This is a genomic window from Neoaquamicrobium sediminum (genome assembly GCF_013240295.1).
GTDB classification, from domain to species: domain Bacteria; phylum Pseudomonadota; class Alphaproteobacteria; order Rhizobiales; family Rhizobiaceae; genus Aerobium; species Aerobium sediminum.
In genome coordinates, this window is the sequence record NZ_JABETK010000005.1 from 131,237 (window position 1) to 147,630 (window position 16,394).

At 64.0% G+C, this 16,394-nt stretch carries 13 protein-coding genes and 3 pseudogenes; 4 read left to right on the forward strand and 12 right to left on the reverse strand.

Going from position 1 to position 16,394, the window contains the following annotated elements; genetic code table 11:
* Positions 1-13: 13 nt before the first annotated feature.
* From HK436_RS28300 to HK436_RS28335, 8 genes and pseudogenes are all read right to left on the reverse strand, one after another.
* Entirely contained in the window at positions 14-1,123 is a 1,110-nt protein-coding gene (locus HK436_RS28300; protein WP_173194945.1) for an acyl-CoA dehydrogenase family protein, read from the reverse strand.
* 53 nt (positions 1,124-1,176) lie between these two features.
* On the reverse strand, positions 1,177-3,192 hold the full coding sequence (locus HK436_RS28305) for an acetyl/propionyl/methylcrotonyl-CoA carboxylase subunit alpha (protein WP_173194946.1): 2,016 nt from the start codon (positions 3,190-3,192) through the stop codon (positions 1,177-1,179).
* A pseudogene (locus HK436_RS28310) lies at positions 3,177-3,973 on the reverse strand (crotonase/enoyl-CoA hydratase family protein). The gene HK436_RS28305 and the pseudogene HK436_RS28310 overlap by 16 nt, the downstream one beginning before the upstream one ends.
* A 9-nt stretch (positions 3,974-3,982) precedes the next feature.
* On the reverse strand, positions 3,983-5,581 hold the full coding sequence (locus HK436_RS28315; RefSeq protein ID WP_173194947.1) for an acyl-CoA carboxylase subunit beta: 1,599 nt from the start codon (positions 5,579-5,581) through the stop codon (positions 3,983-3,985).
* A gap of 2 nt (positions 5,582-5,583) precedes the next feature.
* Positions 5,584-6,216: a TetR/AcrR family transcriptional regulator gene (locus tag HK436_RS28320; protein WP_206680625.1), complete on the reverse strand. Its 633-nt coding sequence runs from the start codon at positions 6,214-6,216 to the stop codon at positions 5,584-5,586.
* A gap of 184 nt (positions 6,217-6,400) precedes the next feature.
* Entirely contained in the window at positions 6,401-7,231 is an 831-nt protein-coding gene (locus tag HK436_RS28325; RefSeq protein ID WP_173194948.1) for an SDR family NAD(P)-dependent oxidoreductase, read from the reverse strand.
* Between the two features lie 24 nt (positions 7,232-7,255).
* Positions 7,256-8,440: a lipid-transfer protein gene (locus HK436_RS28330; RefSeq protein WP_173194949.1), complete on the reverse strand. Its 1,185-nt coding sequence runs from the start codon at positions 8,438-8,440 to the stop codon at positions 7,256-7,258.
* A gap of 201 nt (positions 8,441-8,641) precedes the next feature.
* Positions 8,642-9,043 carry a winged helix-turn-helix transcriptional regulator gene (locus HK436_RS28335; RefSeq protein WP_206680626.1) on the reverse strand — a complete coding sequence of 134 codons (402 nt, stop codon included), beginning with the start codon at positions 9,041-9,043 and terminating at the stop codon, positions 8,642-8,644.
* A gap of 233 nt (positions 9,044-9,276) precedes the next feature.
* Here HK436_RS28335 and HK436_RS28340 point away from each other — a divergent pair, with 233 nt between their 5' ends.
* From HK436_RS28340 to HK436_RS28355, 4 genes are all read left to right on the forward strand, one after another.
* Positions 9,277-9,573 (forward strand): hypothetical protein, encoded by a 297-nt coding sequence (locus tag HK436_RS28340; protein ID WP_173194950.1) that lies wholly within the window; start codon positions 9,277-9,279, stop codon positions 9,571-9,573.
* Positions 9,574-9,722: 149 nt separating this feature from the next.
* Positions 9,723-10,250, forward strand: coding sequence for a DODA-type extradiol aromatic ring-opening family dioxygenase (locus tag HK436_RS32025; protein ID WP_244649508.1), 528 nt, complete (start codon positions 9,723-9,725; stop codon positions 10,248-10,250).
* Between the two features lie 235 nt (positions 10,251-10,485).
* Positions 10,486-11,379, forward strand: coding sequence for an SDR family oxidoreductase (locus HK436_RS28350; protein WP_173194951.1), 894 nt, complete (start codon positions 10,486-10,488; stop codon positions 11,377-11,379).
* 23 nt (positions 11,380-11,402) lie between these two features.
* Positions 11,403-11,891 carry a luciferase domain-containing protein gene (locus HK436_RS28355; RefSeq protein WP_173194952.1) on the forward strand — a complete coding sequence of 163 codons (489 nt, stop codon included), beginning with the start codon at positions 11,403-11,405 and terminating at the stop codon, positions 11,889-11,891.
* Positions 11,892-12,237: 346 nt separating this feature from the next.
* Here the strand turns inward: HK436_RS28355 and HK436_RS32030 are convergent.
* The 4 genes and pseudogenes from HK436_RS32030 to HK436_RS28370 all read right to left on the reverse strand — a co-directional run.
* Positions 12,238-12,521 (reverse strand): annotated as a pseudogene (locus HK436_RS32030) (transposase); the annotation flags it as partial.
* A gap of 280 nt (positions 12,522-12,801) precedes the next feature.
* A pseudogene (locus tag HK436_RS33885) lies at positions 12,802-14,408 on the reverse strand (acyl-CoA carboxylase subunit beta).
* A 2-nt stretch (positions 14,409-14,410) separates the two neighbouring features.
* Entirely contained in the window at positions 14,411-14,815 is a 405-nt protein-coding gene (locus tag HK436_RS33890) for an acyl-CoA carboxylase biotin carboxyl carrier protein subunit (RefSeq protein WP_244649529.1), read from the reverse strand.
* Between the two features lie 97 nt (positions 14,816-14,912).
* Positions 14,913-16,382 (reverse strand): acetyl-CoA carboxylase biotin carboxylase subunit, encoded by a 1,470-nt coding sequence (locus HK436_RS28370; RefSeq protein WP_173194953.1) that lies wholly within the window; start codon positions 16,380-16,382, stop codon positions 14,913-14,915.
* Positions 16,383-16,394: the final 12 nt, after the last annotated feature.

Below are 16,394 nucleotides of genomic sequence, written 5' to 3' on the forward strand. Positions count from 1 at the left end.
CTCAATTGGCTGTTCACATGCGCTTGGCGACTTCTTCAAGCATCACCTCGGTCGCGCCCCCGCCGATCGCCTGCACACGAACGTCGCGCGACATTCGCTCGACCGGGTTTTCGCGCATGTAGCCCATGCCGCCATGGAACTGCACGCAGTCATAGAGCACGCTGTTGGCCAGCTCGCCGCAATAAGCCTTCACCATTGACACCTCGCGCACGCATTCAACGTCAGCCGCGTCGAGCCGCGCGGCGTGATAGACGAGCTGCCGGCCCGCCTCGATCCGTGTCTGGCAGTCCGCAAGACGCTGGCGGACGACCTGCTTGTTCCACAAAACGCCGCCGAAAGCCTTGCGCTGCTTGACATAGTCCACGGTCATGTCCAGCGCGGTCTGCGCCTCGGCGCAGACCATCGCGCCCAGCACGATCCGCTCGTTCTGGAAGTTCTTCATCACCGCATAAAAGCCGCGGTTCACCTCGCCGAGGACGTTCTCGGCCGGCACGCGGACATCCTCGAAAATCAGCTCGGCCGTGTCCGAACACAGCCAGCCGGTCTTGTTCAGCGCCCGGCCGACCGAAAAGCCCGGTGTGCCCTTTTCGATGGCGAACATGGTGATCCCGCGCGAGCCCTTGGCGTCGGGGTCGGTCTTGGCGCCAACAAAGTAGAGATCGCCATGCACACCGTTGGTGATGAACATCTTGGTGCCGTTCAACACCCAATCCGACCCATGCTGCACGGCGCGGGTGCGCATCCCCGCAACGTCCGAGCCCGCGCCCGGTTCGGTCACGGCGACGGCGGTGATCGTCTCGCCCGCGGTGATGCCGGGCAACCAGCGCGCCTTCTGCTCGGGTGTGCCGGCGTTTTCCAGGTGCGGCGAGGCCATATCGGTATGCACCAGCACCGTGGCCGAGAACCCGCCGAAGGTGGACCGGCCGACCTCCTCGGCCAGCATCACGCTCGACATGACATCGAGCCCGGCGCCGCCATACTGTTCGTCATAGCGCATGCCGAGAACGCCGAGCGCGCCCATCTGGCGTAGCACCTCGCGCGAAACCATGCCCTTCTCTTCCCAGGCTTCGCCCTTGGGCTTCACCTCGGTTTCGATGAAGCGCCGCAGCTGAGCTCGGATCATTTGGATATCCTCGCCGAACGGGCCGGTGGCCGCGTCGATAGTCTCGTGTCGGGTCACGTCCTGTCCTCCGGATCGAGCCTCACCAGGGGCGCGCCGCCGGCGACCGTGTCGCCCGGCGCGCAGTAGATCTCGGCTACCAAGCCCGCGACGGGCGCGGGCAGGCTTTGCAAGAGTTTCATCGCTTCGAGCACCACCAGCGTCTTGCCCTTGCTCACCCGCTCGCCGGGCGCCACCCGGATCTCGACCACCGCGCCGGGCATGGGCGCGCGCACGGTGTCGGCACCGCCCACGGCGCCGGAGGCGCGCTGCAGGTGCCGGTCCTCGAGCGTACGAAGTGGCACCATCGTCATGCCTTCCGGCGCGGAAAGATGCACCTGCCAGCGGTCGCCCGACCGCAGCACATGGGCCCGGCGGGTGAAGGGCGCGCCGTCCATCCGCCCGGTCAGACGCTGCGCGGTCAGGCGCGCAGCGTCGACGCCAAGGGCGGTGCCGTCGGGCAGTATCACCTTTAGCCGCGCGCCCTGCCCCGCGACCCTGATCGGCGCATCGGCGTCATCGCTCCAGTAGCAGGCCGCGCCCGCCCGCCCCGCAGCCTCTGTCAGCCGCCAGGCGGCGAGGCTCTGCCAAGGCGTGTCCGGCGCGGGCGCAAGATGCAGGTGCAGGGCCAGCGCGGCCAGAGCGCGGGTTTCGTCGTCGGATACGGGGGCGGTCCAGCCGCAGGGGAACATCTCGGCCAGACTGGCCGTATAGTGCGCCATGGCGACGAAGTCGGGATGCGTAATCAGCGCTCGCTGAAACGCCAGGTTCACTCCCACTCCGCCGACCGCAAATTCATCGAGCGCCGCGACCGCCTTGCGGATCGCCTCGTCACGGTCCGCACCGTGGACGATCAACTTGGCAAGCATCGAATCGTAGTGATGTCTTACGACCGATGCTTCTTCCACCCCGCTGTCCAGTCGCACGATCCCCGGCGGCGCCCATAGCGTAATCGTCCCGGTTTCGGGACGGAAATTCTCGGCCGGGTTCTCGGCGGCAACGCGGACCTCGATGGCGTGGCCGTCAAACGAAACGTCCTCTTGCGCAAACCCCAGCGCCTCGCCACGCGCGATACGCAACTGCCACTCCACCAGGTCGATACCGGTGATGGCCTCGGTCACTGGATGCTCCACCTGGAGGCGGGTGTTCATCTCCAGAAAGTAGAATTCGGCCCGCGTGGGGTCGTACAGATATTCCACCGTGCCCGCCGAGCGGTAGCCAATGGCCCGCGCCAGCCGCACCGCGGCATCGCGCATGGCCGAGCGCAAAGCGTCGGGAATATCCGGGGCGGGCGCTTCCTCGATCAGCTTCTGGTGGTTGCGCTGGAGCGAGCAGTCGCGATCGCCCAGATGCAGCACATGGCCATACGCGTCGCCCAGCACCTGCACCTCGACGTGGCGGGCGCGCGGCGCGTAGCGCTCCAGGAACACTGTCGGATCGCCAAAGGCGCCCTTCGCCTCGGCCCGCGCGGCGGCGATGGCCTCGCCTGCTGCGCCGGGATCGGTGACAAGCCGCATTCCGCGCCCGCCGCCGCCGGCGCTGGCCTTGACCAGGAAGGGCGCGCCGAGCGCCTGCGCCTCCTTAAGAAGCCGGCCGTCGGACTGGTCGGCGCCGCGATAGCCGGGCAGCACCGGCACGCCGGCGGCCTCGGCCGTGGCCTTGGCCTCGATCTTCGATCCCATACGCGCAATGGCCTCGGGCGAAGGCCCGATGAAGACCAATCCGGCTTCTTCCACGTGCCCCGCGAATTCGGCATTCTCCGACAGAAACCCATAGCCGGGATGGATAGCGCCTGCCCCGGTGGCGCGCGCCGCCTCGAGGATGGCGTCGATCTTCAGGTAGCTTTCCGCCGGGGCGGCCGAGCCGATGCAGACGGCGTAATCGGCCTCGGCGACGAAGGGTGTGTCGCGATCAGCCTCGGAGAAGACGGCCACGGCTTCCAGCCCCAGCTTCCGGCAGGCGCGCTGGATCCGGCGGGCGATCTCGCCGCGGTTGGCGATCAGGACGCGGGTGAAGCTCAACTCACCCGCCATGACGGCGTGTCCTTGTTCAGGAAGCTGTTGATCCCCTCGATGCCTTCCTCGGTCTCCCAGGCGTCGGCCAGGCGGTCGGCGGTATAGATCATGCTGTCTTCGAGCCCGTGGCTCGCGACATAGGCGATCAGCCGCTTGGTGTCGGCCACTGCCCCGGGCGCGGCCTGCAGATGGGCCTGGACGACGCGCTCCACCGCCTCGTCCAGCGCATCGGGCGCGACCACCTCGGTCAGCAGTCCGATCCGTTCGGCCCGCGCCGTGTCGAACAGGGCACCGGACAGCATCGTCTCGCGCGACGCCGCCTCGCCGATGCGCGCCACCACATAGGGTGAGATGTTGGCGGGCAGGAGGCCGAGCCGCACCTCGGTCAGGCCGAACGTCGCGCCCTCGGCGCCGATGGCGTAGTCGCACACCGATATCAGGCCGACGCCCCCGCCATAGGCCGCCCCGTTGATTCGCCCGATCAGCGGCTTTGGCAGTGTGTCGAGCCGGCGCAAGAGCCGAGCGAGCGTGGCGCTCTGTTCCACCCGTTCCGCGCGGCTCTTTTGCACGTTCGAGGCGAACCAGTTGAAGTCGCCCCCGCGCAGAAGCTCCTGCCCTCCCCGGTCAGCACCACGATGCGCACCGCCCCGTCCTCGGCAAGCGCCGCCGCCGCATCGGCGAGTTCCGAGATCAGCGCCGCGTTGAGCGCATTGTGCTTGTCGGGGCGATTGAGGATCACGGTGGCGACGCCGCGCGCGTCCAGTTCGATCCGCAGCGTTTCATAGCGATCGTAAACCATTGCCTATCCTTACATTCTGAAGACGGGCGTGTGACGCCCCGTGTCCGGAACCGAGGTCACTATGGCCAGGCACAGGCCCAGGATGTCGCGAGTCTGGCCAGGCTCGATCAGGCCATCGTCCCAGAGCCGCGATGTGGCGTAATAGGGGTCGGACTGTTTGGCATATTGCGCGCGCACCTCGGCCACGATGCGTTCCAGATCGGCCTGCACCTTCGCCGGGTCTCCGCCCTTCCCGCGGCGCAGTTCCTGCATCACATTCGAGGCGATGTCGGCCGACATGGTGGCCAACTCCGCTGTGGGCCAGGCGAAGAGAAAGCGCGGCGCAAACCCCCGGCCGCACATACCGTAGTTGCCGGCCCCGTAGGATCCGCCCACAATTACCGACAGCCGGGGCACCTTGGCCACCGACATGGCGTAGACCAGCTTGGCGCTATCCTTGGCGATGCCGCCGCGCTCGGCCTCGGTGCCGACCATGAAGCCGGAAATGTTGTGCAGGAACAGAAGCGGAATGTTGCGCTGGTCGCACATCGACACGAACTGCGCGCCCTTGAGCGAGCTGTCGGAGAGCAGCGCGCCGTTGTTGCCGAGGATTCCGACGCGGTAGCCGTGGACGCGGGCGGTGCCGCAGACAAGCGTCTCGCCCCAGTTCGGCTTGAATTCGCGGAGCTCGCCCGCATCGATGATGCGCAGCAGAAGCTCTCGTACATCATAGGGCTGCTTGCGGTCGGCGCTGATAACCCCCAACAGCTCTTCGGGATCGTGCAGGGGCGCGGCGGCGGGTGCATCCGGGGCCATCGGTCGCGTGAGGCCCAGATTGCCGACGATGTCGCGCATCAGCGCCAGCGCATGATATTCGTCTTCGGCCAGATGGTCGTTGACGCCCGAGATGCGGGTATGCATCTCGGCCCCGCCCAGCGTTTCGCCGTCCACCTCTTCATTGATCGCCACCTTGACGATGGAAGGGCCGCCAAGATGGATGCGCGCATTGCCGCGGACCATGATGACCTCGTCTGAGAGCGCCGGAATGTAGGCACCTCCCGCCGTGCAGCCGCCGAAGACGGCCGAGATCTGCGGCAGGCCGGAGGCCGACATATTGGTCTGGCGGTAAAAGGAATTGCCGAAATGACGGGCATCGGGGAAGACCCTGTCCTGCTCGGGCAGATAGGCGCCGCCGCAATCGACGAGGTAAAGACAGGGCAGGCGGTTTTCTGCCGCGATCTCCTGCGCGCGGATGTGCTTCTTGACGGTTTCGTGGTAAAATGATCCACCTTTCACCGTGGCATCATTGGCGATGATCATGCAGGGCAGACCGTGCACGATGCCAATGCCCGTGACGATCCCGGCGCCGGGCACGTCTCCGCCGTATTGTCCGTGGGCCGCCAGCGAAGAAAGCTCTATGAAGGCGGTGCCTGGATCCACCAGCAGGTCGATTCGTTCGCGGACCAGAAGCTTGCCGCGACTGCGGTGGCGTTCGACCATGTCGGGGCGCCCACCCGCGGTTGCCGCGGCGATCCGCGCGCGCAATGTCTCGACGCGGGCTGTCTGTGCAGCGTGATTGCCCCTGAAGGTTTCCGAGCCGGCCAATACGGCCGACGTGAGTTCAGCCATAATCAGACTTCCCGCTGTTCCAGTATTCCATTGAGAAAGACGTCGGCATACGTCGAGGCCAGTGCCTCGACGCTGCCGCGTTCGGGGTCGAACCACTCCAGCGTTGCATTCAGCGCGCCGATAAGCATCAGGCGCAGCCGGCGGATATCGACGTTGCGCCGCAAGGCGCCGTCCCTCTGGAGCCGGGTCAACAGATTATCCCACTCGGCCTCGTAGGCCCGGCGCGTCGGCAGATTGGCATCGCGGACGGATTGCGGCACCTGCCCGAAAATCCGCACATTGGCCGAAGAGTAGTCACTGACATCCAGCAACGCGCGCAGATGTGCCCTGATCGCGGCCCGCAGAATGGCGGCGGCAGCGGCGCCATCGGCATGCCTCAAAACAGCTTGGCGCATCTTTTCGTGGACGGCCCTGATACCCAGATCCAGAATGGCCACGACAATCTCGTCCTTAGAGCCGAAGTGATAATAGATGCTGCCCGCCTTGATGCCCGCCGCCTCGGCGATCTTTCTGAGCGAAACCGGGCCATAGCCCTGTTCGCGAAAAAGCCGCGCCGCGACATCCAGTATGCCGTCGCGCCCGACTGGGCTGCGAATGGAAGCAACTGAAACTGTTCTTGAAGCGCGTTCGGCCACGGAAGGATCCAGCTCAAGCCCCCTGCATAACTAACACTTGTTAGGTTATTTCCAAGGAAGTGTCAACCGTGCTTCAAGGGCTTATTTTGCATCAGCCTTTCAAGGAAATAGCCGATATGCGCACCGCCCGGCCACAATGTCGGCGGTGTTCAGACCCCGCCATGCGGGCTTGCGACCGCATAGGTCAGATGGTGAAGCCGCCCCCGCAGATCACATACTGGCCCGAGATGAAGTTCGATTCGGGCGAGCAGAAAAGATAGACGGCACCAGCCGCTTCTTCGGGCGTGCCGACCCGGCCCAGCGGGATCATCCGCTCCATTTGGCTGAGCAGGTCCGGGTTGACGCCGACCTTGATGTCCCTGTTCCCGACCGTGATCGTGTTGCCGCCGTCGGCGCTGCCCTCGGTCAGACGGGTGCGGATCGGTCCAAAGGCCACTGCGTTGACGTTCACTTTGTAGCGCCCCCATTCCTTCGCCATTGTCCGGGTCATGCCCAGGATTCCGGCCTTGGCGGCGGAATAGTTGATCTGGCCGGCATTGCCTCCAGTGCCGGCGATCGAGGAGATGTTCACCACCTTGCGGAACACCTCCTGCCCGGCGGCCGCCTCTTCCTTGGCCTTGGCGCTGATCACCGGCTGGGCGGCGCGCAGGATCCTGAAGGGCGCGGTCAGGTGAACGTCGATGATCGCCTGCCACTGTTCATCCGTCATCTTCTGAACGACGCTGTCCCAGGTGTAGCCTGCGTTGTTCACGATGATGTCCAGCCCGCCAAAGCTGTCCATGCCCGTCTTGATGAATCGCTCTGCAAAGCCGTCCTCTGTCACGCTTCCGGCGCAGACCACGGCCTCGCCCCCGGCGGCGCGGACCGCCTCGGCGGTTTCGTTGGCCGGGTCGACGTCGAGATCGTTCACCACAACGCGCGCGCCTTCTGATGCCAGCTTCAGCGCGATTTCGCGTCCGATGCCACGGCCCGAACCCGAAACCAAAGCCACGCGGCCTCTGAGTTTTCCCGCCATGTCGTCTCCTCCCGTTCGCCCGCCTCAGGCCTTTTCATAAAGTGTTGTCACACAGGCACCGCCGAGGCCCAGATTGTGCTGAAGCGCCAGGCGCGCGCCGTCGACCTGGCGCGCCTCGGCCTGACCACGCAACTGCTGGACAAGCTCGGTGCATTGGGCAAGGCCGGTCGCCCCAAGCGGATGGCCCTTGGACAACAGACCGCCCGACGGGTTGGTCACGTATTTGCCGCCATAGGTGTTGTCGCCATCATCGACAAACTTCGCAGCCTCACCGCGCCCGCAGAGGCCAAGCGCTTCGTAGGTGATCAGCTCGTTATGGGCAAAGCAGTCGTGCAGTTCGACGACGTCCACATCGTCGGGGCCGATGCCGGCGGCCTCGTAGACTTGATCGGCAGCGCGCTTGGCCATCGAGTACCCGACGACCTCACGCATGTCATGGGCGTTGAAGGTTTCCCGGCCGTCCGTTGTCATGGCCTGCGCTGCAATGCGGACCGAGCTGTCGAGACCGTGCTTATCTGCAAATTCCTTGGAACAGATGATTGCCGCGGCCGCGCCACAGGTCGGTGGGCAGGCCATCAGCTTGGTCATCACGCCGGGCCAGACGACCTGAGCCGCCATGACGTCTTCCGGCGTCACTTCCTGCCGGAACAGGGCAACCGGGTTCTTGGCCGCATGCCGACTGGCCTTGGCGCGGATCTTGGCGAAGGTCTCCAGTGTGGTGCCGAACTCTTCCATATGCGCTTTGCCCGCACCACCGAAATACCGTAGCGCAAGCGGGATGCCGGCATTGCCCACCAGGTTGTCGGTTTCTTCGTCAAAAGCTGCAAAAGGGCTGACCCGATCGCTGAACATCGCGCCGATGGCGCCGGGTTGCATCTGTTCGAAACCCAGCGCCAGAGCACAGTCCACCGCGCCGCTTTCGACCGCCTGGCGCGCCAGGAACAGCGCGGTCGAGCCGGTCGAGCAGTTGTTGTTGACGTTGATGACGGGTATTCCGGTCATCCCAACCCGGTAGAGCGCGCGCTGGCCGCAGGTGCTGTCGCCATAGACATAGCCGGCATAGGCCTGCTGAACCTTGTCGTAGTCGAGTCCGGCGTCCTCCAGCGCCGTGCGCGCCGCCTTCGCAGCCATCACGTCGTAGCTTTCAGACTTGCCCGGTTTCTGAAAGGCCACCATTCCAACGCCGGTGACATAGGCTTTGCCGTTCATGTCTCTCTCCCGCTTCCATCGGCCACGTTCCAACGCCGACGCCGGACCATTTTCTACCAGTTGTTAGATTTTAACACACTGGAACGCACGCCTGTCAACATCGCTGGTGAGGGAGACGTCCCCGGCACCCATCCGAGATCAATCGCGGCAAGCGAGCGGAGGTATTGCTAACTTACGAACGATCTCTTGCCCGGCTTCCCATCACCCGTCGGGGCTTGCAGACAAGGCTCGCTTGCCGGATTTGTCCATTTTAAGCGGCATCCGGTCCATTGCCCCTTCAAAGACCCCTTCAGCCTTCCACCGATCCGCGATTTCTCCGAGCGAGTCCAGAACGCTTCGCAGGTCGTCACCACGCTGCGTCAAGCCATAGGTCACCGCAGGCGGGATCGTCTCCGCCTGTTCCCGCCATATGACCCCGGCGCCTTCGAGCATCCGCAGGCGTTCGGTCAGCATTCGCGTCGATATCCCCGGCACGGAGCGTCTCAGCGCTCCGAATCGTTGCGGCCCTTTGTCACTCAGAACCCAGATGATGTAGGTCGTCCACGGCCCCATGAGCAGACGCAGGATCGAGTCCATCGGGCACTGTGGCGGCGTCTTGGGCATCGGTGTCCACTCCCTGTTGCTGCAGTTACTTTTCCGTTCTTACTTTGATTTCCGCTGTAACTCAACTATTCTCGACCAAGCGGGCAACATTCAAAGCAGGCAACGGGAAGATGGCATGAGCGACAGGACGGTGCGTATCACTTATTGGATTGCAACAGGGTTCGTCGCCCTGGTCTATCTGGGAGGGGCGATCTTCTACGTCACGGCCAACGACATGGTGACGGGGATGTACGATGTACGAGAGCGTGCTTGGCTACCCGACCTACCTGATCTGGCCACTTGCCGCTGTGAAGATCGTGGCCGCGATCGTGATACTCTGGCGTCCCTCGGCTTTTCTGACTGACTTCGCTTATGGCACGATGTTCTGGCACCTTCTTCTGGCGGTATCGGCGCATGTGAGCGCGGGCGATCCCGGCTGGCCCCCTGCTCTCTTGGCTCTGTTCGCGCTTGTGGTTTCCTTCCTGACACAAAACCGCGTCCGCGCGGTCAAATCGCCTCATGGCAAGGTGATGAGAGGACAACAGGCCTGACAGGCGCTCCGGCTGCACAGTCTTGCGCCTCGAACTTCAGCATTTCCGTCAGGCCGGGAGGGACAATCAGATATGACTCGCATGCCAACGGTGTTCATCCCTCATGGAGGCGGTCCCTGCTTTTTCATGGATTGGAACCCGCCGGATGAATGGGACCGGCACCGCCAGTTCCCCTGCAGAGCCTGCCCGGCACGTTGCCCGATCGTCCGAAGGCGCTCTTGGTGATCTCGGGTCATTGGGAGGAGCGTGCGTTCACCGTTCAGACCAACCCCGCCCCGCCGCTTCTGTTCGACTATGGCGGTTTCCCGCCTCACACCTATGAACTGAGTTGGCCCGCCCCCAGTGATCCTGTGCTGGCCGACCGTGTTCATCATCTGATCCGTGCCGCCGGTCTACCGGCGGCGAAAGACGCCGCGCGCGGCTTTGACCACGGCGCGTTCGTGCCGCTCAAGGTCGCCTTTCCCGATGCCGATTTCCCCTGTGTTCAACTGTCGCTTGCCAGCGATCTCGATCCCGGACGCCACATCGCGCTGGGTCAAGCCTTGGCGCCCCTGCGCGACGAGGGCGTGCTGATCATCGGCAGCGGCAACACCTATCACAACATGGGTGTGATGATGCGCAGCCTGCGCGGCGGACCACGGGGGACACTGTCGGCGGCACGTTCGACGCCTGGCTGACCGAGGCGGTGACCTGCCCGGATGCCGGGGAACGAAACCGCAGGCTGACGTACTGGTCCAAAGCCCCGGGCGGCCGCGATGCACATCCCAGAGAAGAGCACCTAATCCCGCTGCATGTCATCGCCGGCGCGGCGGGCGCCGATATCGGCCGGAAAACCCTGGATGATCACGTTCTTGGTGCCGTCGAAAGCGCCTTTCGGTTCGGTTGACAGGAAAAGGAAAGGAACACCACGAAATGTCCAACACCATCAAGGGCCCCTTCATCGTGACCGGCGCATCCGGTCATCTCGGCAGCCAGGTCATCGAAGCCCTTCTTGAGGAAGGGGCCGAACCCCTTGTCGCGGTCACGCGCTCGCCGGAGAAGCTCGAGGCGCTTGGGGCGCGCGGCGTCGAGATCCGGGCGGGAGACTTCAATGACCCGGCCACGCTTGGGCCGGCTTTCGCCGGCGGCGGACGGCTGCTGATCATTTCGACGGACGACCTTGCCCCGGGCAAACGCTTCGCCGCGCACAGCAATGCCGTAGCCGCCGCCAAAGAGGCAGGTGTTTCGCACATCGTCTACACCTCGCTCACCAATCCGGACGAGGGCAACCCGATCGGATTTGCGAGGTACCACCGCGAGACCGAGGCGTCAATCAAGGATACCGGAATCTCCCATACGATCCTGCGGAACTGCCTTTACGCCGATCTCTTGCTGATGAACGGCCAACAAGCTGTCGGCGCGGGCGCCCTTTATTCTGCGGCGGGTGACGGCAAGGCGGGTTATGTCACCCGTGCCGATTGCGCCCGCGCGGCTGCCGCGGCCCTATTGACCGAGACCGGTTCCTCGGTCCGCGATATCACCGGGCCCGCGGCCGTCAGCCAGGCCGAAATTGCGGTGATCTTGTCCGAGGCCACCGGGAAAGAGATCCCCTATGTCCCGATCACGCGGGACGCCTTGGTCGCCGCCATGACAGAGAAGGGCATGCCAGACTCCGTAGCGGATGTCTTCTCGTCCTTCGACGTCGCCATCGCCGAAGGATACCTGGACGTCACCTCGAACGACGTGCAAGACCTGACCGGCCAAGGCGGGCAGTCGGTGCGGGATTTTCTGCTTGCCAAGAAGGCCGTTCTGATCGGTCAGGGATAAACGACACTTACGGAGGCTCTGTCGTGCTGAAGATACCCCCACGCGAGGGGCCAAGGCCCAAGACCACGCCTTGCGCCCCGCATACGCAGATCAGCCAGAACCCGGATGCACGGTTCCATCGGGCGTTCAAGGACAGGGCTTTCGATTTTCCTTTTGTCACGCGCCAGCCTTCGATGATCTCTGTCCCGGGCGCCGAGGCGCTGTGCCTCAAACACGGGCACGGCCGCGGTTGCCGCAAGGCGTTCATGATCGGCAATGAGTTCGCCCATGTCCATCCGCCGGAGGACGGCAGCCTGCACATGATGCTGCCGGAGGAGGCCGTGCCGCAGATCGTCGATCTGGGCTGGGCGGAGCCGCATCCGATGGCGGCGGCCGGCATGATCCCGTCAACCGCAGTTATGGTCTACGGCCCCCGAAACGAGGTGGAGATCGAAACGGTTCTCGAACTCCTGCGCCTGTCTTATGACTTTGCCTGTGGCAAGCTCGGGCGGGTCGACAGCGTCGTTCTTTGACGGAAAGAACCGAGCGGCGCTTGCTAAGATAGATCGTCGATCCGCTTGCGCCGACGGTCCTTTCGATCTCCTTGTCGCCGGCGCCAGTGTTGGTAGCCAGTAGGATCTGCGCCGCTTGTGCGGACGGACCGAATGCTTGCCGCCGCTGAGGAAGGCTGTGTGTTCGCACGCTGCGCTCGCCTTGGCTGAGTTCGACCCACTAGCGCGATCCTCTCACTGCGTCGAGAGTTCAGGCACCTTATAGTTTTTATCAGGACGACGAGGGAGGGTTGGCCTCATTCGGGCACAAGCGCCATCGGCGCCGCGTTGAGCGGCGGTGTCTGTTCGGCGACGTCTCCTGTTCTGGTTACGGGAAAGGTTCAGGTCCGGAGTCCGGAGACGTCAGTGGGGGCGCGGTGCGTATTCGGGCATGCGCCAGGGCAAATACGTCGGCATAGGGGGCAAGCTGACGCCATCGCCACCTTGATGCGGGCTCCGAGACGCGAACCTGTGCGCCGGTCTTTAGGAGTTCCAGGAGGATGGTTCGGTGGCCCGGGCCAGCGGCGTCTGGGCAAGGCCGAGGCGGCGTAGGGCACAGATCAGGACATGGGTAAAGGAGGCAAGCGAGAGGCGCAGTTGGTTGGCCCCTAAGGGTCGAGCTGGCATCCTTTGATGCGGCTCATTCGGCGGACGCCGGCGTCGCGCGCAGGATCGAGATGCTCGTCGAACCCGAGGATGTATCAATCTTACGCTGATGTTCCCAACCCGACACCAATCAATGTGCAGCGGTACTGGCAGATCCTGAAGCGGCGGAACAAACCAGCTGTCCGATCGGATTATTTTCGTGCGTGGCCGCTTATGAAGGTGGCTGTTCCATCCCACAGGCGTGCATATTTGAGCGAGATGGGTTTTCATCGCACCGGCTATCGTGTCACAGGCGGAATATCCCGTAGTGCGGATCGTCAATCGGAGCATTAAGTGCGGCAGAGATCGACATCGCCAAAGCATTTCTGGTGTCGACGGGATCGAGGATGCCGTCATCCCAAATCTCAGAGGTCGAGGTATAGGCCTCCACGTCGCGCTTGTAGCGCTCCAGCACCGGTTCTCGGATCGCGGCGATCTCCTCGTCGGTCAGTTCTTTGCCTTCGCGTTGAAGCTGCCGGATCTTGACGTCGGCCATAGTGTTGGCGGCCTGGTCGGCACCCATCACGCCGATTTCGGCCTGCGGCCACATGAACAGCGTACGCGCATCCCAGGCCCGCCCGCACATGCCGTAATTACCCGCCCCGTACGAGGCATTGGCGATCACTGTGAATTTCGGCACGACCGAGCCGCCCTGCGCCATGAGCATCTTGGCGCCGTCCTTGGCGATACCGCGCTCTTCGTACTCGCGGCCCACCATGTAGCCGGTGATGTTCTGGAAGAAGACCAGCGGCGTGCGGTTCTGGTTGCAAAGTTGCATGAAATGCGCAGCCTTAAGCGAGCTGTCGTTGAACAACACCCCGTTGTTGGCCAGGATTCCCACCTTGTAGCCCCAGATATGGGCAAAGCCGCAGACAAGCGTGGTGCCGTAATCGGGCTGGTATTCGTGAAAGCGTGAGCCGTCCACGATCCGCGCCAGCACCTCGCGCATGTCGAACTGGGTTTTCCGATCCTTGGGGATGATCCCATAGAGCTCCTTCGGATCGTAGTACGGCTCTTCGCAAGGCGCGGTCTCGATGATCGTCTTGGGCATCCGCTTCCACTGGCTGACAATCTCGCGTGCCAGAGAAAAGGCGTGCTGTTCGGTTGCAGCGCGATAATCGCCCGTGCCCGAGACCGAGGTGTGCATGACTGCCCCGCCAAGTTCCTGAACGCCGACTACTTCGCCGGTGGCTGCCTTGACCAGCGGCGGACCGCCCAGAAAGATGGCGCCTGTGCCCTCGATGATGATGTTGTAATCGCTCAGCGTTGGCACATAGGCGCCGCCTGCGGTGCAATGCCCCCGACCACTGCGATCTGGGGGATGTTGGCCTGGCTCAGCTTGACCTGGTTGCGAAACACCCGACCGCCCAGATACCTGTCCGGGAACACGCCGTGTTGGAGCGGCAGGAAGCCGCCGGCGCTGTCGCAGATGTGGATGACCGGCAGGCGGTTCTCCAGCGCGACATCCAGAAGCCGCACGATCTTCTTCACGGTCAGCGGATACCAGGCCCCGCCCTTGACGCTGGCATCGTTGGCATGAATGGCGACTTCGCGCCCTTGTACGATACCGATGCCCGTCACCACGGCGGCACCGGGCACCGCCCCGTCATATTCGCGACATGCGGCGAGGGTGGAAAACTCCAGGAACGGCGTGCCGGGGTCCAGCAGCAGCTTCAGCCGCTCACGCACGCCCAGTTTGTTCTGGCGTGCCAGGCGGTCGTTGTCCCGTTGGGGCCGCTCGAAACGCGCCGCGTGCTGGCGGGTGTGAAACTCCTTCAGCCGTGCGGACATGGCGGCGAAGTTTGCCTTGTAGTCGGGGGCGTTCGTGTCGATCTGGCTTTCGATCCGGCGCATGGTCAGTCCTCCTCCGGAGCCAACTGGGCAAGGACGTCCTTCAGCCCGAAACTGTCGCCCGCGGCAAACGGGATTTCGGCAACCACACCGTCGCGCGGGGCGGCAAGGGTGGTTTCAAGCTTCATGCTTTCGATGACCAGAAGCGGCTGGCCCGCGGCAACGATGTCTCCCGGTTTGACCGCCACCGAGACGACGACCCCGGCATCGGCGCCACAATCCGATCGTCGCTCGCGCCGCCATCGCTTCCGGCAAGACGCTCGGCGGGATCGGCACGCCCGACTTCGTAGGTACGACCGTCCATGTGCACAAATGTCGACTCGGGGCCAGCGGCTAGACGGACGTCGCGGACAAGGCCCCTCGCCCGCAAGACAAAACCGCCCGGCGAAGTCGTCGGGTCCAATCGGCAGGGCAGCACGCCCTCGGGGGTATTCAGTACAAACCGGCTGCCGTCATGGGCGAGCCAGCATTCGGTCTCTTCGCCGCCGATCTGAAATATCCTCCGCATCAGTTTCTCCAACCACCCATCTTGCGGTGCATATCTGATATCTGCATCACTTCGGCCACCAGCCTTTCGTCCGACAGGGCGGCAACCGCCATCAGCAGGTCGTCCACATTCTCGCCCGGCGCGGTCAATGCATCCGCCTGCTCGGCCAGGAAACCGGTCGAGACGTCGCCCGACGCGAAATCGGGATGGGCCAGGATCGCATCCAGATAGCCGGTGTTGGTCGTTACACCGAGGATCACGTAGTTTTGCACCGCGTGACGCGCACGGGCGATGGCCTGCGCACGATCCGATCCATGCACGATCAGCTTGGACAGCATCGGGTCGAAATCGGTCGTCACCTTACCGCCGTCCAGGATGCCGCTGTCCACACGAACCCCCTCGCCCCGTGGTTCGTCCAGCAGCAGGATATTCCCGATCGAGGGGCGGAAATCGGCCGTTGCATCCTCGGCGCAGATGCGCAGCTCGATCGAGTGGCCCGTCTGCGGAATGTCGGCTTGGGCGGCGCTCAGCCCCTCTCCCGTCGCAATGCGTAGCTGCTCGGCCACCAGGTCGAAGCCCGTCACCATCTCGGTCACGGGATGTTCGACCTGAAGGCGGGTGTTCATTTCCAGGAAATAGAAGGTACCGTCCTGAGCGCAGATGAACTCGACCGTCCCGGCACCGCGGTAGTTGACGGCGCGGGCAATCCCGGCGGCGGTTTCGCAGATGTCCAGGCGTTGTTCGGGCGAAAGCGCCGGAGACGGCGTTTCCTCTATGATCTTCTGGAATCGGCGCTGGATCGAGCATTCGCGCTCCCAGAAGTGGACCACATTGCCCTTCCCGTCCCCCATCACCTGAACCTCGATATGGCGCGGGCGTTCGATATACCGTTCGACAAACAGCCGGCCATCTCCGAAATAGCGCTTGCCCTCGCGCCGTGCGGCCTCGATCTCCGCCTCCAGCGCGGCATCCGCGCGCACCACGCGCATTCCTTTTCCGCCGCCGCCTGCCGAAGGCTTGATCAGCAGTGGATAGCCCACGGCACGGGCGCGTTCGATAAAGGTCGCGGGGCCGTCATCCTCAATGGCCGACGGGGCGACGGGAAATCCGCGCTCTTCCACAAAGGCCCGTGCGCGTACCTTGTCGCCCATCAGGTCGATGACATCGGAGGTCGGGCCGACGAAGGTCACTCCCGCTTTTTCCAGCGCGGCCACGAAGCCCGCGTTTTCCGACAGAAAACCGTAGCCGGGATGCACCGCGTCCGCGCCGATCCGTTTTGCAACCTCGACAATCTGCGGGATGTCGAGATAGGCGGCCACGGGCGTGGGCCCATCGATGGTCACAACCTCATCCGCGATGACATGGGCTGGCCCCTCCTGCTCGGATGCATGGCGCAGCACGGCGGTCTCGAGGCCGCGTGCCTTGGCGGTGCGCAGGACGCGCGCCGCGATCTCGCCGCGATTGGCGACCAGAAGTTTTGAAATGGTCATGGGCTTGTTATC